This is a genomic window from Nibricoccus aquaticus (genome assembly GCF_002310495.1).
Classification (GTDB): domain Bacteria; phylum Verrucomicrobiota; class Verrucomicrobiia; order Opitutales; family Opitutaceae; genus Nibricoccus; species Nibricoccus aquaticus.
In genome coordinates this window covers 1808425-1834207 of record NZ_CP023344.1, presented here as the reverse complement: position 1 = coordinate 1834207, position 25783 = coordinate 1808425, and the positions used below count along the sequence as shown (strand labels likewise).

Below are 25783 nucleotides of genomic sequence, written 5' to 3'. Positions count from 1 at the left end.
GCTGGAAACACCCGGCGCGCCAGGCAGCATCACTCAACCTGGGGGCCAGGTGAGCTGGCGTTGGGCGAGGAGGTGGACGTGAAGATGCGGGACGGTTTCGCACGCGTCTGGGCCGTTGTTGATCACAAGACGGAAGCCGCGGGGGAGATTGAGTTTTTTCGCGACGACGCCGGCGGTGACGAGGAGGTGGCCGAGCTGGGCTTCGTCGGAGGGCGTGGATTCGCCGACGCGGGGGATCAATTTTTTGGGAATGATGAGGAGGTGGACGGGGGCTTGGGGCTGGATGTCGTGGATGACGATGCAGCGGTCGTCCTCGTGTTCGATCTTGGCGGGGATTTCGCGGTCGATGATTTTTTGGAAGAGCGTTTTCGACATGTTGGAGATTCAGGTTGGCGGTGGTTTGATTTTGAAGCGCAAAGACGCGAAGACGCAAAGGTCGGAGCGAAGGACGGCGGGATAGCGGTTGTGGGCGCGGGGAGAGGTGGGCGCGTGACGTTAGAGGAATAGGAGATTGAGGTTGGCGCTGGGGGTGGTGCGGGCGGCGGCGAGGTCGCGGAGGAAGGCGAGGGTGTCTTCGTATTCGCGAAGTCGTTTCGGTGTTTCGCGTCGATCGGGAGGAAGTAGAGCGGGGCGAAGATTGGTGACGAGGAGTGTGGACTGGGGAAACGGCGCGAGGTGTTTGAGGCCGCGCATGAGTTCGTCGCGTGCGAAGAGCGGCGTTGCGGAGATTTGGGAAGAGGCGGCGTCCCAGTGATAGAAGCCGTGATTGGGCTGGGTGCCGAAGAATTGGCCGAGGAGGCGGGCGGCGGCGGCGGTGAAGGCGGCGTCGTATTTCGCGGCGAACTCGGGGTGCTCGGCGGTTTGGGTTTCGAGTTCGGTGAGGCTGAAGGCGATGGCTTCTTTGATCTGGTTCGCGAGGTAGAGGTCCTGGCCGGTGACGGAGGCGAAGAGGCTGTTGATGAAGTGGAGGCGGCGGAGGTCGTCGCGGGCGGGGGAAGGCATGTCTTTTGGGAGAGCGACCTCGATGATCACTTATTTGAACTGGGAATCATGGACCGGCCCGAAGGTTCAATTTCAGCGGGGGGAGCGGCCAGGTCGGAAAGACGAAGATTCGCTGCGAAAGAAACGTCGGAGAACATCAACGGATCGATCCCACTGCGGACGTGTTCATCAAATCTGCGCTTAACTTCGGCCTGCTTGAAAAGATCAACGAGTTGTCTGTCTCGTAACAGTAGTCGCCAGTGCTTGCCCGTCATTTGGTCGACGGCTTGTCGTTTGATGGGAGAGAAAAACAGTAAAGTTCCCTTGAGCGAAATGGGATGAATAACCTCCATCATGAGGCCGCCTTTTTCTGGTCTCGCGTAGGCATCAACTACTGAAGTGCGTTCCGCCATGGGTGCCGCACAGCTGGATAGCGCTAGTATAGCCAGAATGAGCAGAGGGAGGCGCAGTCTTTGGGGGCGCATTACTTTCGTGAGCGTTTACTTCTGCTTCGGTTTTTCGAGGGCGTTGATCTCGGTCATGAATTCGGAGACGTCGCGGAATTCTTTGTAGATGCTGGCGAAGCGGACGTAGGCGACTTGGTCGATTTTTTTGAGGCCTTGCATGATGGCGTCGCCGATGGCCTGGGTCGGGATTTCGCTTTCGTACTTCGACTCCACCTGGTCGATCACGTCTTCGACGAGCATGGTGATCTGCTCGGCGTCGACCGGGCGTTTGTGAAGGGCGGCGCGGATGGAGTGGACGAGTTTTTCGCGGTCGAACTCTTCGCGGAGGCCGTCGCGTTTGATGACAACAAGGCCGTCACGGACGACGGATTCGGTCGTGGTGAAGCGGTAGCTGCACTCGAGGCATTCGCGGCGGCGGCGGATGGAGGAGCCCTCTTTGCTGATGCGGGAGTCGATGACTTTGTCCTCGATGGAGGTGCATTTGGGGCAGCGCATGGGGACGGGAAATTATGAATTAGGAATTAAGAATGCAGAATGAGGAAACGAGCCGGCGCGGGAGATGAGAAGACGCGGGCGAGGAGGTGAATGACGGGCGGTCATTCCATCTGAGCGGCTGGGGCTCAGTTTAGTTTCAGGAAGTTTTCCAGGATCTTCATGCCGCCTTCGGTGGCGATGGACTCGGGGTGGAATTGGACGCCCCAGATGGGGAGCTCTTTGTGGCGCAGACCCATGATCTCGCCTTCGGCAGTTTCGGCGGTGATTTCGAGCGCGGCGGGAAAGCTGGCGCGCTCGACGAGGAGGGAGTGGTAGCGGGTGGCGGGGAAATCCTGCGGCATGCCTTCGAAGACGTCGGTGTTCTTGTGATGGATCGGGGAGGTCTTGCCGTGCATGAGGCGGTCGGCGCGGACGACTTTGCCGCCGAAGTAGTGGCCGATGGATTGGTGGCCGAGGCAGACGCCGAAGATGGGTTTTTTGCCGGCGAAGGCTTTGATGATGTCTAGGGTGACGCCGGCTTCGGCGGGCGAGCAGGGACCGGGGGAGAGGAGGACGCGGTCGGGGTTGAGGGCGAGGGCTTCGGCGGGGGTGATCTCGTTGTTGCGGAAGATGCGCTGTTCGACGCCAAGCTGTCCGTAGTATTGGACGAGGTTGTAGGTGAAGGAGTCGTAGTTATCGATGACGAGGAGCACGGTGGGTTAATAACCGGTGGAATGGCCGGGGGGTCAAGTGTGGGGGTGGGCAGGAGGGGAGGTCGGCGGGCGGTACAGTGATGGCGGGCAGTGTGGTCAGAATGGAGACAGGATTAACGGGGTTAACAGGATTGGAGAGAGGATGGACAAGCTGGCGGGGACGGGATGAGCCGTTGCGGAGTTGCCAGAGGCGGGGCGGGTGTCGAGGGTGGGCGGCGTTTTATGCCTGAGCATTTCCAGTTGTTGAAAACCGATTCAGTCACGGCGGCGCGCCGGGGGCGTTTGCAGACGCGTCATGGGGTGGTGGAGACACCGATTTTCATGCCGGTCGGGACGCAGGGGACGGTGAAGGCGATCACGCCTCAGCACATCCAGGAGATCGGGGCGCAGATTATTCTGGGGAATACGTACCATCTGAATCTGCGGCCGACGAGTGAGCTGGTGAAGGAGCTGGGCGGGTTGCACGCGTTCATGGGGTGGGAAGGGCCGATCCTCACGGACAGCGGGGGGTTTCAGGTTTTTTCTTTGGCGAAGTTGCGCGACATCCGGGAGGACGGCGTGGCGTTTCAGTCGCATCTGGACGGGGCGAAGTTGTTTCTCGGGCCGAAGGAAGTGATGACGATCCAGGCGAATCTGGGGAGCGATATTGCGATGGTTTTGGATGAGTGTCCGCCGTGGCCTTGCACGCGGGATGAGTGCGCGCGGGCGGTGGAGCGGAGTTTTCGGTGGGCGAAGCAGTGCAAGGAGATCGCCACGGACAACGGGTTTCTGGCGGGCGGGCATCATGTGTTCGCAATCGCGCAGGGCTCAACGTTCGATGATCTGCGGCGCGAGGCGGCGGAGTCGCTGGCGTCGTTGGACCTTCCTGGATACGCGGTGGGCGGGGTGAGCGTGGGCGAGCCGGAGCCGGAGATGATCAAGCAAGTCGGGGCGACGACGCCGTTCATGCCGGCGGACAAGCCGCGCTATACGATGGGGCTGGGGACGCCGCCGCAGATTTTGAAGATGATCGCGCTGGGGGTTGATATGTTCGATTGCGTGCTGCCGAGCCGCGTGGCGCGCAACGGGTTGGTGTTCACGCCGGACGGGCCGATGAATTTGCGGAACGAGAAGTACCGGACCGATCCGCGGCCGATTGCGGAAGGCGTGACGAATTATACGTCGCGGTTTTCACGGGCTTATTTGCGGCATCTGACGGTCGCGGGAGAGATGCTGAGCGCGACGTTGCTGACGATTCACAATCTCCAGTTTTTCATCGAGCTGACGGCGCAGGCGCGGGCGCATATCGAGGCGGGGGATTTTGGTGCGTGGCATCGCGCGTGGATTGCGCGTTACGAGGCGGGGGCAGCGGAGCGGCTGGCGGGCGGGAAGTGAGCGGCAGGGCTGAAAGCGGGCGGTCGTTTAGTTGAATCGCAAAGACGCGAAGGCGCTAAGGTCGGAAGCGAAGAGGCGCGGGGGACGAATGAGCGGAATGGACGACACGGAGGTCGTCCCTACGGGGAATACTCGGACCGCGTCTTAAGTGACGCGGCTACGGGTGGGCGTGTTTACGCGGAGACGGGGGCTGTGGCGCAGAGGGTGTTCACGGTGGTGCGGAATTGATCCATCGTGAAGGGTTTGGGGAGCATGGCGTCCACGCCGATCTCGGTGAGGGCGTCTTTTTCAGCGGGGCTGAGGCGGCCGCTGATGATGAGGATTTTCCCGGTGTAGCGAGTGGAGGCGCGGACGCGGCGGGAGAGTTCGATGCCGTCGAGGCCGGGCATGTTGATGTCGAAGATGAGGAGGTCGTGGTCTGGCAGTTTATCCTGGATACGTTCCCAGGCGAGGGAGCCGTCGGGGGCGTGATCCACGTGGTGGCCGGCGCGGCGGAGGATGGTGACGAGGGTCTGGGCGATGAGTTCTTCGTCTTCGGCGATGAAGATGCGGCGTGGAGACGTGGGGGCGGATGGTGTTTCTTTGGCGATGGGTGAGGCGGGTGAAGGCGCGGGGTTGACGGGGAGGACGAGGTGGAAGGCGGTGCCTTCGCCGGGGATGGATTCGACAGTGATGTGGCCGCCGCTTTCGGTGACGGTGTGCCAGACGGTGGCGAGGCCGAGGCCGGAGCCGTGGCCGACGCCTTTGGTGGTGAAGAAGGGTTCGAAGATGCGTTCGCGGACGTCGGGGGCCATGCCCTGGCCGTTGTCGCGGAGGGTGAGGCGCTGCCAGCCGAGAGTGGGCCGGGTGTGGCCGGCGGGGGCGTCGAGGGCTTCGGGCGGGAGCGGGGTGACGAGGATCTGGATGCGGGGAGTCCAGCCGTCGGGGCGGAGGGCGAGTTTGTCGGTGAGGGTGTCGCGGGCGTTGAGCAGGAGGTTGAGAAGGGCCTGGTGGAGATCGGTGGCGTTGATCTGGAGCGGGGGGAGGGCGGGCGGTATCGAGGATTCGAGGACGATGCGGCGGTCGATGGTCTGGCGGAGGAGTTCGAGGCAGCTGGCGGCGAGGGTGGCGAGGCTGGCGGTTTCGAGGTGGGCGCTGGATTTGCGGCCGAAGGCGAGGAGGCGGTGGGTGAGTTCGGAGGAGCGGATGACGACGCGCTGGATGAGGCCGATCTCGGTTTGAAGGCGGGTGTCGGCGGTCCAGTCGGCCTGGATCTCGCCGATCTTGAGCATGGCGGGGGTGAGGAGGTTGTTGAATTCGTGAGCGATGCCGCCGACGAGTTCGCCGATGGCGCGGAGGCGGCGGGACTGGGCGATCTCTTCGTCGAGCTGACGGCGGCGGGTGATGTCTTCGGTGAGGACGCAGAGGCGGGGGAAGCCCTGGGAGCTCGGAGCGAGGGGGACGAGGGTGACGAGGAGGTGCTGGCGGGTTTCGCCGAGGCGGAATTCTTCGCGGAGGATTTCACCGACGATGGCGGGGCGCTGGAGAATTTTCGCGAGGAGGGCGGCGAGGGCGGGCGGGAGGGCGAGTTCGCTGAGGGGGCGGCCTGTCGTGGAGGGGGCGGGGAGGCCGAGGGTGAGCTCGGCCTGGGGGTTGAGGGAGAGGACGAAACGGCCTTCGGGGCGCGTCTCGAGGACGCACATGCCGGTGGGGATGTTTTTATAGAGGGCGCTGAGGAGGGATTCTTTTTCGGCGAGTTCGGCGGCCTGGCCGGCGATGCGTTTGCGGAGGGTGCGCTGGCGGAGGAGGCCCCAGAGGGTGGCGAGGAGGGCGAGGGTGAGGGTGGCGAGGACGTAGCGGATGACTTGCTCGCGGGTGAAGAATCGCGGGTCAACGCGGTTGAACCACTTGCGGTAGATGCGTTCGTATTCGCCGGTCCGATTCAGGATGGCGAGGCCCTCGTTGAGACGGGCGAGGAGCTGGGCGTCGCCTTTATGGACGGCGATGCAGTGGCGGATGTCGTAGCCTTCGATGGTTTCACCGAGCATTTCGACGTTTTTCAGTCCGGCGCGGTCGATGACGGAGAGAGCGGTGAGGTGGGAGACGAAGGCGGCGGAGCAGCGGCCTTGTTCGATGAGGCGGAGGGCTTCGTCGGAGGAGCCGACGTAGATGGGTTTAACGCGGAGATTTTTATCGCGGATAAATTTTTCGGCGATGCTGCCGACGCCGATGACGGCGAAAGGCTGGTCGTGGAGGTCGGCGAGGGTGCGGACGGGGCCGTTTTTGCGGACGAAAACGGCGCCTTTGAGGGTGAGGAAGGGGACGGAGAAGGCGGTGTAGGCTTCGCGGTCGGCGGTCTGGCTGAGGGATTGGAGGAGGTCGAATTCGCCCTGGCGGAAGCGGTCGATGAGTTCGCGGCCGGGCATGCCTTCGCGTTGGAAGGTGAGGCGCATCTCGCGGGCGAGGGCGTCGAAGATGTCGGCGGAGAAGCCGGTCCATTTGCCGTCGGCGCCGAGGTAGCCGTAGGGGAAGCTGTCGGAGGTACTGCCGACGCGTAGGGGCTGTCGCGCGGCCATACCGAGGGTGAAATCGGGAAGGCGGGGCGGAGGCGTGGCCGGGGAGGCGTCGGCGGAGGCGCGGGGCGTGGTGAGCAGGAGGGTGGCGACGATGCCTGCGTGGAAAAGGCGTCGCACGTGAGGTGACCAGAAGGATGGCACGTCGTGGGGGGCTGGGGTTGGGTGAAGTTACCCGCCACAGATTCATCGGCAACGAGTAAAGCGAACTTTAGGCCGGAGCGGGGTGAGCCGATGAGAAAGGTTCACGGATTTTTCCCCCGAACTATTTTGAATATGAACAAGACCCTGCGGCTGGTTGTTTCTTTGTTGTGCGCGTTTGCGTTGTGGCTGGCTCCGGCGGGGGCGGCCGAGGAATCGGTTTTGAGGATACGGGCGGACGCGTGGATGCCGTTCAACGGGGAGCCATCGGCGGAGCGGCCGGGGTATGTGGTGGAGCTGGCGCGGCTGATTTTCGAGCCGGCGGGGGTGAAAGTGGATTATCAGTTGATGCCGTGGAAGGACGCGCTGGCGTCGGCGCGGAAGGCGGAGGTGGATGCGGTGATCGGGGCGAATCCGACGGAGGCGGAGGGGTTGTTGCGGCCGAAGCAATCGGCGGGGATGCCGCGGGTGGCGCTGTTCGTGAAGAAGGACAATCCGTGGAAGTATGAGAATCTCCAGTCGCTCAATGCGGTGAGGCTGGGCGTGATTTCGGGGTACAGTTATTGGGATTCGTTCGATGCGTTTTTGAAAAGCAACCGTTCGGGGAAGGTGGTTTATTTCCAGGGGGATACGCCGCTGACCGATGGAATAGCGCAGCTGAACAAGGGTAAGATCGATGTGATGGCGGAGACGCTGGCGGTGTTTATCTGGACGGTGCGCAGCGAGGGGGGATCGCCGGCGGACTATCGGGTGGCTTACCTGCAGGCGGGCGAGGCGATCTATATGGCGTTCGCAAAGACGGCGGCCGGGGAAAAGTACGCACGGATTTTTGACGAGGGGCTGGTGCGGTTGCGCAAGAGCGGGGAGCTGACGACGATTTTGAAGCGGTACGGGCTGCCGGATTGGGAGTGACCACGTAGAGACGTTGCCCACGCGGTGAGAGGCTGACGAAGGCGGATGACGGTGAAGGAGGGGATTGAGCGGGAAGAGCTCGTTGTAACTGACGAGATGGCGAGCGGGTATTGAACAGTCTGAAGCGGCTGGCATCGACAACGAGGCTGCGGATTTTGTCTATTCGCGCTTAGTTTGTCTCAACCCCAGCCTGTCGTTTTACCTCCATGAAGTTTCTTCCCGTTTGGTTTTTGCTCAGCGTGTTGTCGTTGGTTGCGGTGGAGCCTGGCGTCGTCGTTCCGGCGAAGCCCGCGACTGCGGCGGTGCCGGTGAAGGGCGAGAACGAGGAGAGCGGGCGTTTCGTTTTCAGGCTGACGCCGAAGTCGTTTCAGCGGGAGCCGGTTTTGGATTTCAATGTGCTGACGGAGATGACGGTTGAGGGCCGGAAGCTGGTGGCGCCAACGCCGGAGGCTCCGGTGTATTGCGTCATCGAAGGGGGCGGAATGCGGGAGAGCGGAGACATTTCGGCGACGGTGAAGCCGCCGTCTGCGGAGGCTGTGCGGCAGCTGGTGATGCGCGCCCTCGCGAAGAGAAATTATCGGGAGTCAGGGGAGGGCGGGCCGGCTCCTGCGCTGGTGATTGTGTATCATTGGGGAACGCATGAGAGCCCGGCTTATGTGAACGAGAGCGGGATGGAGGCGACGACTGCGCCGACGGATGGCGATGCGAGTGATCTGATGTTGCGGGTGTTGGGGGATGTGCAGAAGCGCAAGATTTTGATCGATCGGGCGGCGCTGGTGGGCGGGATGAAATTCGCGCTGGAGCTAAACGCGGTGCTGAACGACGAGTCGGCATTCCGGCGGGCGAATGATGCGGCGACGAGCTCGGCGGATGCGATCGGTATGTCGAGCATGGAGGTGACGGGGTTGATGAGTCCGTTTCACCGGTTCGTGGAGCGCGATGGGAAGACGCAGCGGTTGGTGGAGGAATCGTTTGGCGGGCTGTACTATGTGGTCATCTCGGCGTTCGAGTATGCGTCGGTGGCGGCGAGCAAGCCGGTGCTTTTGTGGCGGACGAAGATGTCGGTGAACTCGGCGGGGGTGTCGCTGACGGAGTCGGTGAGGCCGTTGATTGCGGCGGGGGCGGACTTGATCGGGAAGGAGACGGACGGGGGGATTTTATTGTCGCGGAAAATTTCGCGGAGCGGGTCGGTGAAGATCGGCGAGGCGGAGGTGGAGGAGTATATCGATGCGGAGAAGCCTGCGACGGAGAGAGCGGCCAAGTCTGCGGAGCCGGTGAAGAAGTAGTGAAGGGGGAGGGGAGGGCGGAGGCGCCGCGCCGCGTAGAGGCTGCGCCCACGCGGTGGGGGATCGCGTGCGAGCGGGGTCAGGTTTGGACGATGTGGGTGATGGTTTTTTCGTGCGTGGTGAAGCCGAGGCGGGCGCCTTGGGTGAGCTGGTCGCGGATGGCGGAGGTCATGCGGCGGTTCACGTCGTCGCGGTCGGTGCTGGAGAGGTGGACGGCGAGCTCGGGGCAGAATTCGTGGAATTCGCCGTGGGCGGACCATTGGAAGCAGGTGACGCTGGTGATGGATTTTTCGGGGGTGCGGATGTAGGCCTCGGTCAACATGCGCTCGATCATGGCGCGGAATTCGACGGTGGGGAGGGGCTTGGCCATGCCGTCGTTGGCGCCGGCTTTGAGGACGCGGTTGAGGAGGGTGGCATCCATGCAGCTGCTGACGACGACGATGGGCAGCTGGGTGTTGTCTTTGTGCAGGCGGAGGCGGGTGATGAGGTCGAGGGCGTCGCCGTCGGGGAAGAGGTAGTCGGTGACGACGAGGTCGAAGGTGCGTTCCTGGGCGAGGGCGAGGCCGGCGCGGGGAGAGGGGGTGATGGTGAGCTCGCAGGCGGACTGGAGGTATTTGCGCATGAGGAGCTGGGAGGTGGCGCTGTCTTCGACGTAGAGGACTTGTTTCATGCGGGAGGGCGCGAGCGGGGATTGGATGGCCGGGCGGGGGAGAGGGCCTGGCAGCGGCGGGGCGGAAGGTGGGGTGTGTATCGACGCGGTGGAGGCGAGGGTTGAGGGGAATTCGCGTGGAGAAATCTGAAGGTTGAAGGCCGAATGACTAATGACGAAGGGCACAGGCGGGGTTGTGACCAATCACATGTGGCCGACGACTTTTGGGTGGTTGGTCTGAAAGGACGACACGGAGGTCGTCCCTCCAAGGGTAGGATTATTTGCGGGTGGTGAGGGCGAGGGAGGAGGCGGGGAAGTCGTGGGTGTTTTGGAAGCCGGCGAGGGCGAGGGCGCGGCGGGCTTCGGGGGCGCGCATGAAGTGGCGCCAGACGAATTCGCTGCGGAGGTTTTCGGCCATGAGAAGGGTGATGCCGACGTCGATCGCGATGACGTCGGGGGAGACCCAGCCAGTGTGGGGGTTGAAGGCGTCGGCGAATCCGTAGCGGCCCCAGACTTTGTCGCCGCCGGTGGCGCGCATGGTGCGGAGGGTGTCGAGGCATTCGCGGGGGGCGAAGGGGAGGGAGCCGCCGGGGGCGCAGGGGACGAGGGTGCCGTCGAGACGTTCGGAGCCGCCGGTGGGGCCGCCCCAATCCATGTAGCCGCGGGCGCTGTCGGAGGCGGTGAGGCCCCAGAGGGTTCGGGACCAGTGGTTGAATTTGCCGGCTAGGTCGGCGCACCAGTCGCGTTGGGCGAGGGTGGCATCGACGGAGTTTTTCCAGTAGTCGGCGTAGCGGTCGCGTTTGCCGCGGAAGTCGAACCATGCGTGGGCGTATTGGTGGGCGAAGAGGGGCGGATAGTTGATGAAGGTGCGGGAGCCGTAGGTGACGACGGGGCCGCGGTGCCAGGCGTTCCAGGAATCGGCGGGGAGGGCTTGGGCGGGGGCGCCGATGCCGAGGAGGTAGAGGCCGAGGAGTTCGCTGTAGCTGTCCCAGCGATGGGGGATGAAGCCGGTCTCGGGGCGCCAGCCGTGGGTGAGGGTGGGGCCGTTGTTGAGGGCCCAGCGCCAGTCGATGCGGGCGTAGAGCGCGTTGACGAGGTCGGTGACTTCGGGGTCGCGGAGGTATTCGCGGGCGAGGAGGGCGCCTTTGAGGAAGAGGGCGGTGTCGATGGTGGAGGCTTCGCAGTTCCACGCGCGTTTGCCGGTGGTGATGTTGACGAAGTGGTAGAGCCAGCCGCGTTCGTGGTCGACGTGGTCGTGGATGAAGCGGAGGGCGTGGCGGGTGCGGGCGATGGCTTCGTGGCGGGGGAGCCAGTTGCGGTCGGCGGCGATGCACCAGGTGGTGAGGGCGAAGCCGGTGGCGGCGATGCTGGCGGGTGCGGTGCTGCCGGAGCCATCGATTGGGGCGCGGTCACGGGTGAGGCCGGTGACGGGGTCGGAGTGTTCCTCGAAGTAGCGGAGGGCGCGGAGTTGGAGATCGTCGAGGAAAGCTTCGTCGGCGACGGAGAGAGCTTCGATGGGCGCGGGGATGGGGGAAAGCGGGGCGCGTGGCGCGGGTGCGGCGACGAGGGCGAGGCAGGCGGCGAACTTGGCGATGAGGAGCCGGGCGGTGCGGAGTTTGCGGCCCGGGCGCGGCTTTTTCAGATGTCTGGAGCGCGCGTTTGCCATAGATAATTTATCGACCGGGGCGCGGCGGAAACTGAAGAAGTTTGGTCAAAATGAGGTGAAGTCCTGTCCTCGTAGGAACAAACGAACTACGGGGTGAAAACTTGCAGCGGGTGAGGCGGATTTTCGGGACGGTGCGAGGGGCGAGAAACGGGTTTTCAACCGGAGGGGAAGCGGTGAGTGTTTCGCTTATGATAAATTTTTCCGAAGCTAGCGGCGGTGTTACTTTCGGTGTGGTGAAGCGCGGGGGATTTTTTGCGCGGTGGTTGCGCGGTGCGCTGATGAGCGTGGTGCTGGTGGCGACGAGTGCCGCGACGGGGCGGGCGGAGGAGGGAAGCGGTCCAGCCGCGAATGGGCGCGAAGAGACGCGAGTGGCTGCGGTGGCGGGCGAGGCGAAGGCGATCACGCAGCGGTACCAGGTGGCGGTGATCGATTTGATGATTTTGAAACGGCAGAAATTGAGCGCGTTGCCGCTGGCGAAGGAGATCGGGGCGGATGGAATCGAGCTGGATATGGGGTCGCTCGGGCAGCGGGAGACGTTCGAGAACCGGCTGGCGGATGCGGCGGTGCAGAAAGAATATCTCGATCAGGCGAAGGCGCTGGGGCTGGGGTTTTGCTCGGTGGCGATGACGGGGTTTTATGCGCAGTCGTTCGCGACGCGGCCGACGTATGAGCGGATGGTGGGCGATGCGATCGACACGGCGAAGGCGCTGGGCGTGACGGTCGTTTTCCTGCCGCTGGGTGTGCAGGGGGATCTGGTGAAGAACCCGGAGTTGAAGCCGCGCATCGTGGAGCGGCTGAAGATGGTCGCGGCGCTGGCGGAGAAGGCGGGCGTGGTGATCGGGATCGAGACGGCGCTGGATGCGAAAGGTGAGGTAGCTTTGCTGGAGGATGTCGGCTCGGACGCGGTGAAGAGTTATTTCAATTTCTCGAATGCGCTGAAGAATGGGCGCGATCTGGTGGGGGAATTAAAGATCTTGGGGAAGGAGCGGATCTGTCAGATTCACGCGACGGATGATGACGGGGTGTGGTTGGAGAATAATGCGCGGATCGATTTGAAAGCGGTGAAGGCGGCGCTCGATGAGATGGGGTGGCGCGGGTGGCTGGTGGTGGAACGCTCGCGAGATGCGAAGCGATCGGGCGGGGCGGATGTGGTGTGGAATTATTCGGCGAACGTCGCGTATCTGAAGAAGGTGTTTCAGGTGAGGTGAGCGCGGGGCGGAGACGGGGTGGCGGAAGGAGACGGAGGAGTCGGAGTATTCACCGCGGAGGCGCGGAGGGCGCTGAGGAGGAGGAGGGAAGGCTGAGCGGAGTAGCGGAATTTTTAACCACGGATGACACAGATGCGAAGGATGGGAGGAGGTGGATGAAGGGCGGCGGGAGGAGCCGGAGTTTTTGGACAGGATTAAGAGGATTAACGGGATTACGGAGGGCTTAGGGCGGAGACGGGGCGGGATTTTTGGTGGCTGGCGATTTCTTCCCTTGACTATCTAGGGGAGTGGCGGTCATCCCTAGATAAACATAGGAAGCATATGGCAAAAGTTGAAATCATCCCTGGCACGCTGGACATGCTGATTCTTCGCGTCCTCAACGGCGGTTCCACACACGGGTGGGGGATCGCGCAGCGGATTCACGTTCTTTCGAGCGAAGTTCTCAAAGTGGAGGAAGGGTCGCTGTATCCCTCGCTTTATCGGATGGAGCAGAAGGGCTGGATCGACTCCGAGTGGGGGCAGTCGGAGAACAACCGGCGGGCGAAATTTTATTCTCTGACCAAGGCGGGCAAGAAGCAGCTCGAGGCGGAGAAGGAGAACTGGGATCAGCTCGTCGGCGCGATCAAGCAAGTGATGAGTTCGGCCTAGTTTACCTTCCCCTTGTGACCTCGGGCGCGCGGTGCGCCCGGTGAGCAGCAACCTCTTGTTTTAATCAGCGGAGCAGCACTCCGCCCTGGCACTCCATTGTCTTCATGAATCTCTGGCATTCTCTCTCTTCACGTTTTCGTGCGCTGTTTCGGCGGCGCTCTTTCGAAGCCGACATGGCTGCGGAGATGGCCGATCATCTTGAGCGTGCGACGGCGGCGAATCTCGCGGCAGGCATGTCGCTGGAGGAAGCGCGTTTCGCGGCGCGGCGGCAGTTTGGTGGAATCGATCAGCTCAAGGAAGCGGCGCGGGAGCAGCGGACGATGAGTTGGGAATATGTTTGGCGTGATCTGCGATTCGCGGCGCGAACGTTGCGGCGCGCGCCCGGGTTTACGGCGGTGTGTGTGTTGACGCTGGCGATCGGCATTGGGGCGAATCTCGCGATTTTCACGGCGCTGGATGCGACGGTGTTTCGTCCGCTGCATTATCCGCAGCCGGAGCGGATCGCGTCGCTTTTTGAGGTGATGGAGGATGGCGGTCTCAATCAGGCGTCGGGCGGGGTGTTCGGCGACTGGCGCGAGCATAGTCGAAGTTTTGAGGCCGTCACGCTGTGGGCTCTTGTAAGCGGTAATCTGCGTTCTTCGAGCGGCGCAGTTGCGGTCGGTGGAGTCGAAGTGACGCATGAGTTTACGCGTGTGTTTGGAATTCACCCATTGCACGGTCGCGGCTTCCTGCCCGAAGAGGATCAGTCGGCTGAAACAGGTCGCGTGATCATTCTTTCGGAGGAGTTATGGCGATCGCATTTTGGTTCCGATGAGTCAGTGGTTGGGCAGACGGTGGTGCTCGATGATGTGCCTCGCGTTGTCGTCGGCATTCTACCGGCTGGGGCGTGGTTCTGGCGCGGTACACAATATTTTATCCCCGCGATCCTCGCGCCAAAGACCGAACGGAGTGCACGGACTTCGCATTGGGCGGACGTGAACGCCCGCCTTAAGCCGGGTGTGTCGATGGCGCAGGCCGAGGTGGAGTTGAAGGCACTGCGCGGGCGTCTTGATCCGCTCTATCCTGCATGGAAAAAGAAATGGAGCGTGGCTGTGCGTTCGCTGGAGTCGCAGCTCGCGCGAAATCCGAAGCAGGTGATGCTGGGCTTGTCGGTAGCGGTGGCGCTTTTGCTTCTGATTGCATGTGCGAATGTCGCGAATCTCCTCCTAGCGCGAGCGAGTGACCGTGCGCCGGAAATCGCGCTGCGGGCAGCGTTAGGCGCGAGCAGCGGCCAGCTGATGCGGCATGTCATGAGCGAGAGTCTGTTACTGTCAGCAGCGGGTGGCGGCTTGGGTGTGGTGCTCGCACTGGGAGGTGTGGCTGTTTTGCAGCAAGTGGCTGCGCATCTACTCATCAACACCATCACCCTTCAGCTCGATCTGCGCATGTTGTTTATCGCGGTGGCGTTGACGGCGACGTCGGGCGTGCTTTGCGCGGTTTTGCCTGCGTGGCGCGTGCGCCGTGCGGATCTCCACGGACTACTCAAGAGCGGTGGCCGCTCGACGCAGGGCGGCAAAACCCGCGCGCAGTCATTGCTGGTGATTTCGGAAATCACGCTGACGCTTGTGTTGCTCGTGGGAGCGGGATTGATGCTGAAGAGTCTCTTGCAGGCGGCGCGCATCGATCCCGGTTTTTCTGCGAAGCAGGTATTCGCGTTTGATGTTTCGCTTCCGGCGCAGACATATCCGAAGGCGCAGGACCGGCTGTTGTTTTCAAGCGAGCTACTGGATCGTCTGCGGGCGATTCCTGGCGTCGATAAAACGGGCGCGGGACGAGCGATACCCTTTTCACGAGGGGCATTTGGAGAATACATGTCGCGAACGGGCGATGCTGCGGCACGCGATCGCGTGCTAGCGCGGTTGAATTTTGTCTCCCAAGATTATTTCGAGACGATCGGAGCACGGTTGCGCGAGGGACGTTTTTTCGAGGCGGCGGATAATCGTACGGGTGCGCCACAGGTGGCGGTCATCAACGATACGGCAGCCCGGTGCTTTTTTCCGAACGGTGACGCGGTAGGAAACCGCGTGAGTATCGGCGGGCGTGTTTACCTGATTGTCGGTGTCGTCGGGGCGATTGTGAATGGCTCGCTGGAGGCGGAGTCGGAAGCCACAGGCTACGTGCCGCTCACGTTTAATCCGTTCAAATTTTCGGTCGTGGTGCGGACGTCACTGCCGGTGGACTCGATTCTTCCTGCGGTGCGCGCTGAGGTGGAACGGCTCAATCCCGGCGTTCCGCTTGGGAATGTGAGAAGCATGGAGCAGGCAATGGAAGACTCGCTCAAGGGGCGGAAACTTTTCCGCAATCTGGTCGCGGCGTTTGCGATCACGGCGGCGGTGCTCGCGTACGTCGGCATTTACGGAGTCGTTTCCTATGCGGTGGCTACGAGGCGGCGGGAGTTGAGCGTGCGGCTGGCGTTGGGCGCTTCGCCGTGCGGAATCATTCAGTTGATAATCGGGCAGGGATTGCGGCTCGCGTTCGTCGGCGTGGGCATAGGCATCGTTGCGGCGCTGGCCGGAGCGAAACTCATCGCGAGTCAGCTGTATGGCGTGAGTGCGTATGATCCGGCGGTGTTCATCGCGGCGAGCCTGGCGCTGGTCGTTGTGGTGATCGGCGCGTGCTGGTTTCCGGCGAAGCGGGCGGCGAATTCCAATCCTGTGGATGCGTTGAGGAGCGAATGATTTTCCCATGAATTCTACGGTCAAAAATTCTGAAACGGTCGTAAGGATGGCCGTGCCTTCGATGGACGCGGCGCGTCCGAAATCGGAACGGCCGAGGAAGCAGCGGCGGCTGGTTGCTGGAGTGATCGCCGCGGCGTTGATCAGCTGCGGCGTGCTTGGGCTGATGGTTTTGAAACCGGCGGCTCCGACGGTGGAGCGCGGGCTGGTCCTAATTGATACGGTGAAGCGCGGATCGATGCTGCGTCAGGTGCGCGGCGTCGGGACGCTGGTGCCGGAAGAGATTCGCTGGATCGCTTCGCGCACGGCGGGGCGGGTTGATCGCGTGCTGTTGCGTCCGGGCGCTGCGGTCACGGAAGAGAGTGTGATCCTAGTGCTCACGAATCCGGAGGTGGAGCAGGCGGCGGCGAATGCGGATTCACAACTGACGGCGGTCGAGGCGGAGCTGGTTAATTTGAACGTGACGCTGGAGCGCGAGGTGCTCGCGGCGGAGTCGGCGCTGGCGAGCGCGCGTGCGGAGCGGGAACAATCGCGGCTGCGCGCCGAGTTGAATGAGGAGCTTTTCAAGCAAGGGCTGCTCTCGTCGGTGGACTACAAACTTTCGCGCGTGAATGCGGAGCATGCGGGGACGCGTTTCGAGATTGAGGAGAAGCGGTTCAAATTTGCGCGGGACTCTATCGCGCCGCAGCTCGCGGTGAAGCAAGCGGAAGTGTCGCGGTTGCGCGCGCAGGCGAAACTGCGGCATGATGAATTGGCGTCGCTTTCTGTGCGGGCGGGTATGCGCGGTGTGTTGCAGATCCTGCCGGTGGAAATCGGTTCACAGGTGCAGACGGGCGTGAATTTGGCGCGAGTGGCGGATCCGACGCGGTTGAAGGCGCAGATCCGGATCGCGGAGACGCAGACGCGCGACATCCAGGTTGGTCAGCGCGTAACCGTCGATACGCGTAATGGCGTGATTGAAGGCGACGTGGAGCGGATCGATCCGTCGGTGCAGGCCAGCACGGTGGCGGTGGACGTGCGTTTGAGCGGCGAGCTGCCGCGGGGAGCGCGGCCGGATTTGTCGATTGAAGGCGTGATCGAGATCGAGCGACTGGACAATGTTCTCTACGTGACGCGTCCGGCGTTTGGGCAGGAGAGCGGGGCGGTGGGGTTGTTCAAACTCGAGGCCGATGGCGTGCACGCCTCGCTCACGCGTGTGATGCTCGGGCGGAGCTCGGTGAGCCTGGTCGAGATCGTCGATGGCGTGCAGCCCGGAGACCGCGTGATCCTTTCCGATATGTCGCAGTGGAGTGCGCATGAGAGGATCCAACTTCAATAACTCCACGCACTTTTTCCCATGAGCCAGCATCCTGTTATCCAACTAGAGAACCTGACCAAAGTCTTTCAAACCGACGACATCGAGACGCGTGCACTCGCGGATGTCTCGCTTGAGGTCAACAAGGGCGAGTACGTGTCGATCGCGGGGCCTTCGGGCTGCGGGAAGTCCACGTTGCTTGCGATCCTCGGGCTGCTTGATGCGCCGACAGGAGGGATGTATTTGCTTAATGGACGCGCTGTTCATGAGCTGAATCTCCAGGAGCGGGCGCGGATTCGGAACCGTGAGATCGGGTTCATTTTTCAATCGTTCAACCTGATCGGCGATTTGAGCGTCGAGGAAAACGTGGAGCTGCCGCTGACTTATCGCGGCATGCTGCCGGACGAACGACGTGCGAGGGTGGCGGAAGCGCTGGAGAAAGTCGGCATGTCGCATCGTGCGAAGCATCTGCCCGCGCAGCTTTCCGGCGGTCAGCAGCAGCGTGTCGCAGTCGCGCGTGCGCTGGCGGGATATCCAGCGGTGTTGCTGGCGGATGAGCCGACGGGGAATCTCGATTCGAAGAATGGTGAGGCGGTGATGGAGCTCTTGCGCGATCTGCATCGTGGCGGTGCGACCATCGTTATGGTGACGCACGATGCGCGGTTCACGCGTTTCGCGGAGCGGACGATTCATGTGCTCGACGGGCGAGTCGTCGATGCGGTGACGGCGGCGGCGAACGCGTGATGAAAGCGGCGATGAATTGTTGGAAGATCGCAGCGCTGTGTCTTTGCGGATTGAGCGGGCTGTCTGCGCAGACGGAAACGGCGGAGCCGCTTAGTTTGCAGGAGGCGATTCAGCGGGCGCTCGCGCATAACCGGCAGATCAAGGTGGTGCGGTTTTCGCCGGAGATCGCGCGGGCGCGACTGTTTGGCGGCAAGGGCGTTTTTGATCCGGCGCTGACGGTGGGGCGTGATTACGAGAAAGAGGAGATGCCGTTTGCTTCGAGTGTGGCGACGAGTGGGTCGTTCAATAAGCGTGATGGTTACCGGGCATCTTTGGATGGGCGCACGCCGTGGGGACTGGACTACAGCATCGGGACGTCGTGGACGGGCGAACGTGTTCGCGGGAGTGCGGGAGAGTATGACGCGTATTCCGGCATCAGCGTGACGCAGCCGTTGCTTAAAGGAGCGGGATCGGATGCACAGTTGTACGAAGTCAGGCTTCTCAAAGCGGACGCGAAAATTTCGGAGTGGGAGTTCCGGCAGGTCGTGATCGATACGGTGACGCGGGTGATCGTCGCTTACAGCGATCTTCAGTTCTCGCATGAATATCTGCGCGTGACGCAGCGATCACGCGATCTGGCCGCGAATTTGATTCGGGAAAACGAGATCCGGGTGAATGCGGGCGGCATGTCGAATAACCAGCTGGTTCAGGCGCGGGCGCGGGCGGCGGCGCGTGGCGAGGCGGTGATTCTGGCCGACCGGGCGCTGCGCGATGCGGATCTGCGGCTGCGGCATTTGTTGGGAGAGGACATGCCGACGGAACGCGCATCGCTGCTAGCAGTGCAGGTGGGATCGATTTCGCCAGAGAGGATCGCGGCGGCTGACTTGGAGAAGGCGTGGGAGCTGCGTCCCGATTTTCAGCAGGCTCGGCTTCTTCTGGGTAAGAGAGACGCGGATCTGGCATATGCGCGGAATTGGTTGATGCCGCGATTGGACGTTGTCGGCGGTTATAGTTTCAGTGGTGTCGGCGAGACGGCGCGGGACAGTCGGCGGATGGTGAGTGACCGCGAGTTTGGGAGTTACTCGGCAGGCGTTGTCCTGACTGTGCCGCTCACGTTTGCGCGGGAGCGGGGGCGGTTGAGGGCGGCGCGTTTGGAGCGTGAGCAAGCCGAAGAAGACCTAGAGCGGTTCAAACAGGAGATCGCGTTGAACGTGAGCCTGGCGGCGGGGCGGCTGGATAGCGTCCAGCAGCGGATCGTGGCCACGCGCGCGGGGTACGAGCTGGCGAAGGAGGCGCTCGATGATGAGGTGAAGAAGCTCCGCACGGGCGCGAGTACGACGTTTGTGGTGCTGTCGTTGCAGGAGTCGCTTTCGGGGGTGGAGGTGGCGATGTATCGGGCGATCTCGGAGGAGCGGATTGCGGCGGCGTTGTATGACCGGGAGATCGGGGGGACGCTGGAGCGGTGGGGGTTGAGTGTGGCGTTGCGGTGAACGGGGCGTAGCGGAATGGACGACACGGAGGTCGTCCCTCCAACGGAGGGAAAAGAGACGCAGCTCGAATGTAGTTAGTCGCGGGGCTCGTTGGTGGGGGTGGCTTCGAGTTCGTGGCAGGCTTTGATGAAGGATGCGGCGGACCAGGCTTGGAAGGCTTTGCCCATGGGGCGGCCGGTGATGCCGTGGGCCCATTCGTTGAATTCCCACTCTTGGTCGCGACCGAGTTTGTTGAGCTTGGTGAGTTGGAGGAGTTCGCGGCAGGCGACGTCGTGGAAGCCGAGTTGGTGGATGAAGCGGACCCACATACCGCCGACGAAGGGCCAGATGCCGCCGTTGTGATAATGGTTGGGGAGATTGAGGAGATTGACCGTGTAGTAGGAGCGCCAGTCGGGGTCGCCGGCCTGGACAACTGGATACAAGTTGGAAACGGGCCAGGGGTTGTTGACGCCGACTCCCCACATGAAGCGGAAGGCGGTGCGGGCGCGGTCGATGTCGAGCACGTGCATGAGGAACGCGAGGACGTTGGCGTACACGTCGCAGCGCCAGTTGAAGGAGAAGGGCGTGATCTCGGCGAGGAGGTACTGGGTGTCGCCGAGGCCGAACTGGCGGTCGGCGAAGCGGTTCGCGGGCGGGGCCTTCGGGTCGGAGATGCGGGTGGTGGGCCAGAATGTATCGAGAACGCGGGCACGGACTTTTTGCGACCAGCGGAGGTAATCGGCGGCGTGTTCGAAGCGGCCGAGGAATTCGAGGAGGCGGCCGAAGCAGACGTTGGTGCGGTACCAGAGGACTTCGTCGTAGAGGACGTTGTAGCTGCGACCGAAGAGGTCGGTCCAGTCGCCGGCCTCGGGGATTTCGAGGAGACCGTCGTTGTTGCTATCGTGCGCGCTGAGCCAGTTCATCGCGATCTGGAGGCGGTCGATGTGGGCGCGGAGGAAGTCGAGGTCGTTGGTCTTGTTGACGTAGTTGTAGACGGCGATGATGACCCAGAGGCCGGAGTCGATGGAGCAGATGTTGCCGACGCCGCCGTAATCGGCCTCGGCGTTGTCGATGCGGACGTTGGCGGGAATCTGGCCGGAGGGAGAGGCGGCGCTGAGGAGGGTTTCCAGCGTGGCTTTTTGGGCGGCGCGGATGTCGGAGTCTTCGAGATCGAGCGTGTAGATGACGGTCATCGAACCATCGCGGGCCCAGACGGAGCGGTAGTTGATGTCGGTGCCGGTGACGGCGTTATCGGCGAGGGAGCAGGCGGAGAAGCCGAGGGGCGTGATGTTTTTGCGGAGGGCGACGAGGGCTTTTTCGTAGCCGGTGTGGATGAGCTTTTTCTCGTCGTCGGAGAGCGAGCCGAGCTGGGTGCCGGTGAAGAGCTGGCGGAAGGGGGCGGACATTTTTTCCGCGGAGATGCCGCTTTGGCCGGCGGAAGGGGCGCGGGTGATGATGCCGTAATGGCGGAGGCCTTCGAGGACGCCGTCGGCCATGACGAGTCCGGAGGTGTAGATCGGGATATCGACGGTGGCGGTGAAGAGTTCTGGGTGAGCGTTCTGAACGATGATGCCGCGGACGCCGGGGAGGCGGAACATGCCGGCGTCGTTGCCGGTGTCGCCCGCGACGAGGACTTCGTCGGTCGCGATGCCCAGGCGCGCGCAGAGCCAGGAGAGAGCACCGCCTTTGTTGGCGTGGCGGGGGATGACATCGAGGTCGCGGTTACTCGAATACACGACGCAGGTGTCGAGTCCGGCGGCGGCGAGTTGTTGTTCGAGGGTTTCCAGCTGAAGGGGCGTGGCGTTTTCGAAAAACCAGCTGGATTTGAAGGCGTGTTGAAAGTGGTCGGGCTGCGGACGGATGACAGGAAGCGCGGAGACAACAGCTTTCACTTTTTCCAAGTCCCAGCCGGGAGACATGCGGTCGGCGAATTCGGTGAGCGTGCGGTTGGCGCGGGCGTCGTGGATCTGGGTGCCGACGCCGCCGATGATGTAGTCGGGGGCGGGGAGTTCGCCGGTGGTGATGAGGCGCTGGGTGTCGTCGAGGAGGCGGCCGCTATTATAGACGAGGAGCGGGCGGGTGGCGGCGGGGAGCGAGGACCAGGCGGTGGCGAAGCGGTTGGCGGCCTCGGGGTTGCCGAGGAGGGTGCCGTCGAGGTCGGTGCTGAAAAGGCGGATGGGGCGAGAGGCGGATAAAGATTTTTGGTCGCTCATGGGAAGCTGGGATTGGGCGAAGGTTACTTTGGCCACAGAGGGCACGGAGCGCGGACACGGAGGACACAGAGGCGTGACGGTATGCGTAGGTTGTCCGGCGGTTTGGGATTAGGAGTGATTGTTGGAGGACGGAGGCCGCGCTGCGGGCAGCGCGGCTACAGGAAGAGGGGGAGTCTTAGTCGCCGTCGTTCCAGGGTTCGTCCCATTCGGTGTCGGTGAAAGAAGCGGCGGAGACGCGTTCTTCGACGAGGCTGATGAGTTGTTGAGCGATGCCGGTCCAGGTAAAGAGGCTGCGGGCTTTGTGCGCGCCCATGCGGGAGAGGCGGGCGGCGAGTCGTGGGTGGCGGAGGGGTTTCACGATCATGATGCCGAGGTCTTCGCGGTCGAAGGGGTCGCCGTAGAGGGCGTGGCGGCCGAAGGAGATGGCGCGGAAGAGGCCGCCTTGTGTCGTGACGACGGTGGGCGCGCCGCAGGCCATGGCTTCGATGGCGGTCATGCCGAAGGGTTCGTAGCGGCTGCAGAGGACGAAGATGTCGGCGGCGCGGTAGTAGTCGGGGAGATCGGCTTCGGAGACGAAGCCGCCGAACTTGACGCGGGATTCGAGGCCGAGGCGGGCGACCTGGGCTTTGAGTTCGTCGAGGATGGTCTGCTCGTTGGTATTCAGTTTTTCGCCACCGACGGCGAGGTGGAGGATCGCATCGGGGATGCGCGTGGCGACGAGGGCGAAGGACTCGACGAGGAGGTCGTAGCCTTTGTTGCGGGCGAGGCGGCCGAGGGCGAGGACGACCTGACCTTCGAAGCCGAGGCGCTGGCGGATGGATTTCCGGGAGGCGGCGGAGACGGGGTAGAAGCGGTTGTCGTCGTAGCCCGGGGGAATCATGTGGGCGTTTTCGGTGACGGTGCCGTAGTCGTGGGTGATGAGGTCGAGCTGGGGCGGGGTGGTGGCGACCACGGCTTCGCAGGAGCGGTAGAGAAGGGTTTCCTGGCGGATGCGTTCGGCGAAGTTGTACTTTTTTTCGAGGGCGGCGGCGTCATCGGGAAAGTCTTTTTCCATGAGCTGCTTTTTCCATAGGCCGAGGGAATGGGGCGTGTGGATGTGGGGGACGTCGAGGGCTTCGGCGAGGCGTTGGGTGGCGACGCCGGCGTCCCAGTAGTGGGAGTTGAAGAAGTGATATTTGAGGCCGTGCTTCGCGATGAAGCGGAGGGCGTTTTCGGACCACTCCGGGAGGTGATCGACGAGGTATTCCTTGCCGATGAATTTTTTGCCGCCGCAGGGGACGCGGATGACGCGGACGCGTTCGTTGACGATGTCGATCTCGGGCTGGTCTTCGAAACGGCGGGTCCAGATGTCGACCTCGAAGCCGAGCTGGGCGAGTTTCTTGGAGAGTTCGATGACGTAGACGACCTGGCCGCCGGTGTCGGCTGCGCCGAGGGGCGGGATGGCGGCGACGTAGCCGTGAGTGGAGACCATGCCGATGCGAGGCAGGGTGGATTCGATTGAGAGCTGGTTCATGTGCTGGCGTGGACTGACGCCCGGCCCGGAGGCGGACATCGGAGTTTTTTGACTGCACGGTGAAAAGCACCGTGACGGCATCCGCGCGCATAGACGGCGGACGCCCCGACCGGCCGCGCACACGGGAGCGAAGAGAAACGCACCACGGTCGAAGAGAAGAGGACTTGCTCGTTCGGGACCGGGCTCGCGTGTGCGACCTGCGCTGAGGACAACGGGATATGCGGACGGTGCCGAGGATTTTTTTTCGCGCGGGCGCGGGCGAAATGCAGTGAGTGAAACGCGCGAGAGGTGAGTGTAGGTGTGCGCGTGTTACGCGAAGGATCTGGTGCGCGGGTGGTGACGATGGGGGAGAAGGCTGAGAAGCGGAGGAGGCGGAAGAGCGGAGGGATAGACGAGGCGGAGGATGACGTTGGGGAGGATTGGTGGGGAGGAGCGGAGGAGGGGGATGTAGCGTAATACGTTACATTGACTGGGGGGCTGGAGGCTGGCGCGGAGGCATCGACGCGAGGTCGAGCCCTACAGGGAGGGGGTGGGGTCTGACTGGAAGAGGAATCTTTGGGGAAATCGGTCAGTGGTGGCTTCACGTGGGGCGGGGTTTGGGGGAAGGTGCGGGGTGCGTCGCTTTTCTCTTATGAAGTTTCGTGAGTGGGGGTTTCCGGCCGTCGTGGTGGCCGGGGTGATTTTGCAGGGCGGTGGCAGGGCGGTGCGGGCGCAGGAGGTGGAGGTGTTATCGAGGTTGGTCGTATCCGCTTCGCGGGCACCGCAGATGATGGATGAAGTGCCGCTGGCGGTGCGGGTGGTGGATGGGGAGCGGTTGCGCGTAGCAATGGGCGTGGATGTGGCGTTGCGAGAGGAGACGGCGTTCGGGCTTTTTCGGCGGACGAGCAGTGTGGCGGCGAATCCGACGGCGCAGGGTGTTTCTTTGCGCGGGATCGGGCCGAGTGGAGCGAGCCGGTCGCTGGTGTTGCTCGATGGCGTGCCGCTCAACGATCCGTTTGGCGGATGGGTGAGCTGGAGTGCGGTGCCGCGGATGTCGCTCGGTGGCGCTCAGATCGTGAGTGGCGGCGGCTCGAGTGTATGGGGGAGCGCGGCGCTCAGCGGGGTGGTGGCGCTCGAGAGTGTGGCCGTGGAGACGGAGAGGCAGGAAGTGCGCGCGGAGTTTGGGGGTTTTGAGATGTGGCGCGGAGAGGCTGCGGTGACGCGAGCCGTGGGCGGGGGATTTTTGCGGGTGGATGTGGAGGCGTTTTCGACGGAAGGGTTTTATGCGTTGAAGGAGGCGGATCGTGGCGCGGTGGACCGGGCGTTGTCGTCGGAGCATCGGACGGCGCGGGTGGCGTGGAGTGGGGCGGTGAGTGAACACGTGCGGGCGAATGTGACGGGGCGGTTTTTCGAGGAGGAGCGGGGGAATGGGACGGCGATGCAGGGGAATGCGACGCGGGCGGGGTTTGTGTCGGCGGCGATAGAGGGAGAGCCGAGGCCGGGGTTGAGTTGGGCGGCGGTGGCGTATGGGCAGCGGCAGAGCTTCGAGAGTTTTTTCACGACGGTGAATGCGACGCGGAGTGCAGAGACGCCGGCGAATGATCAGTTTGAGGTTCCGGCGACGGCGGCGGGGACTTCGGCGAGCGTGACGTGGAAGGACAGCGATGTGGCGAGCATGGCGGTGGGTGGGGATGTGCGCTGGGTGGAAGGGGAGACGCGGGAGGATTTTTTGTTTCAGGCGGGGCAGTTGTCGCGGCGGAGATTTGCGGGTGGGGAGCAGATTTTTGCGGGAGCGTTTGTGCATCATGACCGGCGGATTGCGGAGCGGTGGCGGGCGTCGGTCGATGTGCGGGCGGATTTTTGGGAGAATGCGGACGGGCGTTTGAGGGAAGTGGCGCGGGCGAGCGGCGCGGTGGTGGCGGAGGAAAATTTTGCGACGCAGGCGGGGATGGAGCTGAGTCCGCGCGCGGGGCTGGTGTGGAAAGCGAGTGAGGCGTGGCGGGTGCGCGGGGCGGTTTATCGGGCGTTCCGGGTGCCGACGTTGAATGAGTATTACCGGCCGTTTCGCGTGGGGACGGTGAACACGCTCGCGAATGCGGACTTGAAAAGGGAGACGCTGACGGGCGGGGAAGTGGGAACAGAGTTTACGCGCGGAGCGTGGCGGCTGGAGGCGACGGGGTTTTGGAATGAGCTGGAGGATGCGGTGGGGAATGTGACGTTGAGCACGAATCCGGCGCTGACGACGCGGCAGCGCCAGAATCTGGATACGGTGCGGGTGAGTGGGGTAGAGTTGGGCGCGGGCTGGCGGGTGGTGGAGGCGCTGGAGTTGCGGGCGGGGTATTTGTGGAGCGACGCGGAAGTGACGGAGGCGCGGGCGCAGGCGTCGCTCGTGGGGAAGCGGTTGGCGCAGGCGCCGGAGCATAAGGCGACGGCGTCGGTTGATTGGAGGGCGCCGGGCGGGCTGAACGTGCGGGTGGCGGGGCGCTACACGAGCGAGCAGTTTGAGGATGATGAGAACGCGCTGGTGTTGAGAGAGGCGGTGACGGTGGATTTGCGGGTGGAGAAATCGTGGAGAGTGCGTGCGAGGGAAGGAAGACGGGCGGGGCTGAGGCTGACGGTGTTTGCGGCGGTGGAGAATGTTTTTGATGAGGACGTCGTGACGAGCCGGAGTGCGACAGGGTTGCTGACGTACGATGCGCCGCGGTGGGTGCGAGGTGGCGTGCGGGTGGCGTGGTAGGAGCGCGAGCGAGCGCGCAGATGCCAGAGGCAGAGGCGGAATTTTTGACCACTAAAAGGTTTCGGCCAAA

Annotated in this window: 20 protein-coding genes; 10 read left to right on the top strand and 10 right to left on the bottom strand. The window is 63.1% G+C overall.

Annotated features, from left to right (window positions below):
• Positions 1 to 33 precede the first annotated feature (33 nt).
• The 5 genes from CMV30_RS07520 to CMV30_RS07500 form a co-directional block, all read right to left on the bottom strand.
• Positions 34 to 375 carry a histidine triad nucleotide-binding protein gene (locus CMV30_RS07520; RefSeq protein ID WP_096055440.1) on the bottom strand — a complete coding sequence of 114 codons (342 nt, stop codon included), beginning with the start codon at positions 373 to 375 and terminating at the stop codon, positions 34 to 36.
• Between the two features lie 120 nt (positions 376 to 495).
• Positions 496 to 1002: a hypothetical protein gene (locus CMV30_RS07515; protein WP_096057672.1), complete on the bottom strand. Its 507-nt coding sequence runs from the start codon at positions 1000 to 1002 to the stop codon at positions 496 to 498.
• A gap of 26 nt (positions 1003 to 1028) precedes the next feature.
• The gene (locus tag CMV30_RS07510) at positions 1029 to 1394 is read right to left on the bottom strand and encodes a hypothetical protein (protein WP_138223189.1); all 366 of its coding nucleotides are present in this window, start codon (positions 1392 to 1394) and stop codon (positions 1029 to 1031) included.
• A gap of 87 nt (positions 1395 to 1481) precedes the next feature.
• Positions 1482 to 1943 carry a transcriptional regulator NrdR gene (nrdR, locus tag CMV30_RS07505; RefSeq protein ID WP_096055438.1) on the bottom strand — a complete coding sequence of 154 codons (462 nt, stop codon included), beginning with the start codon at positions 1941 to 1943 and terminating at the stop codon, positions 1482 to 1484.
• Between the two features lie 125 nt (positions 1944 to 2068).
• Entirely contained in the window at positions 2069 to 2635 is a 567-nt protein-coding gene (locus CMV30_RS07500) for an anthranilate synthase component II (RefSeq protein ID WP_096055437.1), read from the bottom strand.
• 222 nt (positions 2636 to 2857) lie between these two features.
• On the opposite strand from CMV30_RS07500, the gene tgt reads away from it, so the two are divergent.
• Entirely contained in the window at positions 2858 to 4009 is a 1152-nt protein-coding gene (gene tgt / locus CMV30_RS07495; RefSeq protein ID WP_096055436.1) for a tRNA guanosine(34) transglycosylase Tgt, read from the top strand.
• 173 nt (positions 4010 to 4182) lie between these two features.
• Here the strand turns inward: tgt and CMV30_RS07490 are convergent, their stop codons facing one another.
• Positions 4183 to 6681 carry a transporter substrate-binding domain-containing protein gene (locus tag CMV30_RS07490; protein ID WP_096055435.1) on the bottom strand — a complete coding sequence of 833 codons (2499 nt, stop codon included), beginning with the start codon at positions 6679 to 6681 and terminating at the stop codon, positions 4183 to 4185.
• 156 nt (positions 6682 to 6837) lie between these two features.
• Between CMV30_RS07490 and CMV30_RS07485 the strand changes: the two genes are divergently transcribed.
• Together CMV30_RS07485 and CMV30_RS07480 are read left to right on the top strand one after the other, a co-directional pair.
• Entirely contained in the window at positions 6838 to 7614 is a 777-nt protein-coding gene (locus CMV30_RS07485) for a substrate-binding periplasmic protein (RefSeq protein WP_175414775.1), read from the top strand.
• 206 nt (positions 7615 to 7820) lie between these two features.
• Positions 7821 to 8900 carry a hypothetical protein gene (locus tag CMV30_RS07480; protein ID WP_096055433.1) on the top strand — a complete coding sequence of 360 codons (1080 nt, stop codon included), beginning with the start codon at positions 7821 to 7823 and terminating at the stop codon, positions 8898 to 8900.
• Positions 8901 to 8979: 79 nt separating this feature from the next.
• Here the strand turns inward: CMV30_RS07480 and CMV30_RS07475 are convergent, their stop codons facing one another.
• Together CMV30_RS07475 and CMV30_RS07470 are read right to left on the bottom strand one after the other, a co-directional pair.
• Entirely contained in the window at positions 8980 to 9735 is a 756-nt protein-coding gene (locus CMV30_RS07475) for a response regulator (protein ID WP_096055432.1), read from the bottom strand.
• A 91-nt stretch (positions 9736 to 9826) separates the two neighbouring features.
• Entirely contained in the window at positions 9827 to 11215 is a 1389-nt protein-coding gene (locus CMV30_RS07470) for a glucoamylase family protein (protein ID WP_096055431.1), read from the bottom strand.
• 188 nt (positions 11216 to 11403) lie between these two features.
• Here CMV30_RS07470 and CMV30_RS07465 point away from each other — a divergent pair, with 188 nt between their 5' ends.
• The 6 genes from CMV30_RS07465 (at position 11404) to CMV30_RS07440 (ending at position 19292) form a co-directional block, all read left to right on the top strand.
• Positions 11404 to 12423 carry a sugar phosphate isomerase/epimerase family protein gene (locus CMV30_RS07465; RefSeq protein ID WP_217494474.1) on the top strand — a complete coding sequence of 340 codons (1020 nt, stop codon included), beginning with the start codon at positions 11404 to 11406 and terminating at the stop codon, positions 12421 to 12423.
• 321 nt (positions 12424 to 12744) lie between these two features.
• Complete coding sequence (locus CMV30_RS07460) at positions 12745 to 13071, top strand: PadR family transcriptional regulator (RefSeq protein WP_096055430.1); 327 nt, start codon at positions 12745 to 12747, stop codon at positions 13069 to 13071.
• 104 nt (positions 13072 to 13175) lie between these two features.
• On the top strand, positions 13176 to 15788 hold the full coding sequence (locus tag CMV30_RS07455) for an ABC transporter permease (protein WP_096055429.1): 2613 nt from the start codon (positions 13176 to 13178) through the stop codon (positions 15786 to 15788).
• A 61-nt stretch (positions 15789 to 15849) separates the two neighbouring features.
• A complete protein-coding gene (locus CMV30_RS07450; protein WP_096057670.1) occupies positions 15850 to 17103 on the top strand; it encodes an efflux RND transporter periplasmic adaptor subunit in 1254 nt (417 codons plus the stop codon).
• 18 nt (positions 17104 to 17121) lie between these two features.
• Positions 17122 to 17823 (top strand): ABC transporter ATP-binding protein, encoded by a 702-nt coding sequence (locus CMV30_RS07445; RefSeq protein ID WP_096055428.1) that lies wholly within the window; start codon positions 17122 to 17124, stop codon positions 17821 to 17823.
• Positions 17823 to 19292: a TolC family protein gene (locus tag CMV30_RS07440; RefSeq protein ID WP_096055427.1), complete on the top strand. Its 1470-nt coding sequence runs from the start codon at positions 17823 to 17825 to the stop codon at positions 19290 to 19292. The genes CMV30_RS07445 and CMV30_RS07440 overlap by 1 nt, the downstream gene beginning before the upstream one ends.
• A 74-nt stretch (positions 19293 to 19366) precedes the next feature.
• On the opposite strand, the gene CMV30_RS07435 is transcribed toward CMV30_RS07440, so the two are convergent.
• Together CMV30_RS07435 and CMV30_RS07430 are read right to left on the bottom strand one after the other, a co-directional pair.
• Entirely contained in the window at positions 19367 to 21484 is a 2118-nt protein-coding gene (locus tag CMV30_RS07435) for an HAD-IIB family hydrolase (protein WP_096057669.1), read from the bottom strand.
• A 175-nt stretch (positions 21485 to 21659) separates the two neighbouring features.
• On the bottom strand, positions 21660 to 22997 hold the full coding sequence (locus tag CMV30_RS07430; RefSeq protein WP_096057668.1) for a glycosyltransferase: 1338 nt from the start codon (positions 22995 to 22997) through the stop codon (positions 21660 to 21662).
• Between the two features lie 631 nt (positions 22998 to 23628).
• Here CMV30_RS07430 and CMV30_RS07425 point away from each other — a divergent pair.
• Positions 23629 to 25713 (top strand): TonB-dependent receptor, encoded by a 2085-nt coding sequence (locus CMV30_RS07425; RefSeq protein ID WP_096055426.1) that lies wholly within the window; start codon positions 23629 to 23631, stop codon positions 25711 to 25713.
• The last annotated feature ends 70 nt before the right edge of the window (positions 25714 to 25783 follow it).

Coding starts and splice junctions, on each gene's coding strand:
- CMV30_RS07520 (WP_096055440.1), bottom strand. CDS start 375: ATGTCGAAAACGCTCTTCCAAAAAATCATCGACCGCGAAATCCCCGCC.
- CMV30_RS07515 (WP_096057672.1), bottom strand. CDS start 1,002: ATGCCTTCCCCCGCCCGCGACGACCTCCGCCGCCTCCACTTCATCAAC.
- CMV30_RS07510 (WP_138223189.1), bottom strand. CDS start 1,394: ATGGCGGAACGCACTTCAGTAGTTGATGCCTACGCGAGACCAGAAAAA.
- nrdR (WP_096055438.1), bottom strand. CDS start 1,943: ATGCGCTGCCCCAAATGCACCTCCATCGAGGACAAAGTCATCGACTCC.
- tgt (WP_096055436.1), top strand. CDS start 2,858: ATGCCTGAGCATTTCCAGTTGTTGAAAACCGATTCAGTCACGGCGGCG.
- CMV30_RS07485 (WP_175414775.1), top strand. CDS start 6,838: ATGAACAAGACCCTGCGGCTGGTTGTTTCTTTGTTGTGCGCGTTTGCG.
- CMV30_RS07480 (WP_096055433.1), top strand. CDS start 7,821: ATGAAGTTTCTTCCCGTTTGGTTTTTGCTCAGCGTGTTGTCGTTGGTT.
- CMV30_RS07470 (WP_096055431.1), bottom strand. CDS start 11,215: ATGGCAAACGCGCGCTCCAGACATCTGAAAAAGCCGCGCCCGGGCCGC.
- CMV30_RS07465 (WP_217494474.1), top strand. CDS start 11,404: ATGATAAATTTTTCCGAAGCTAGCGGCGGTGTTACTTTCGGTGTGGTG.
- CMV30_RS07460 (WP_096055430.1), top strand. CDS start 12,745: ATGGCAAAAGTTGAAATCATCCCTGGCACGCTGGACATGCTGATTCTT.
- CMV30_RS07455 (WP_096055429.1), top strand. CDS start 13,176: ATGAATCTCTGGCATTCTCTCTCTTCACGTTTTCGTGCGCTGTTTCGG.
- CMV30_RS07450 (WP_096057670.1), top strand. CDS start 15,850: ATGGACGCGGCGCGTCCGAAATCGGAACGGCCGAGGAAGCAGCGGCGG.
- CMV30_RS07445 (WP_096055428.1), top strand. CDS start 17,122: ATGAGCCAGCATCCTGTTATCCAACTAGAGAACCTGACCAAAGTCTTT.
- CMV30_RS07440 (WP_096055427.1), top strand. CDS start 17,823: ATGAAAGCGGCGATGAATTGTTGGAAGATCGCAGCGCTGTGTCTTTGC.
- CMV30_RS07435 (WP_096057669.1), bottom strand. CDS start 21,484: ATGAGCGACCAAAAATCTTTATCCGCCTCTCGCCCCATCCGCCTTTTC.
- CMV30_RS07430 (WP_096057668.1), bottom strand. CDS start 22,997: ATGAACCAGCTCTCAATCGAATCCACCCTGCCTCGCATCGGCATGGTC.
- CMV30_RS07425 (WP_096055426.1), top strand. CDS start 23,629: ATGAAGTTTCGTGAGTGGGGGTTTCCGGCCGTCGTGGTGGCCGGGGTG.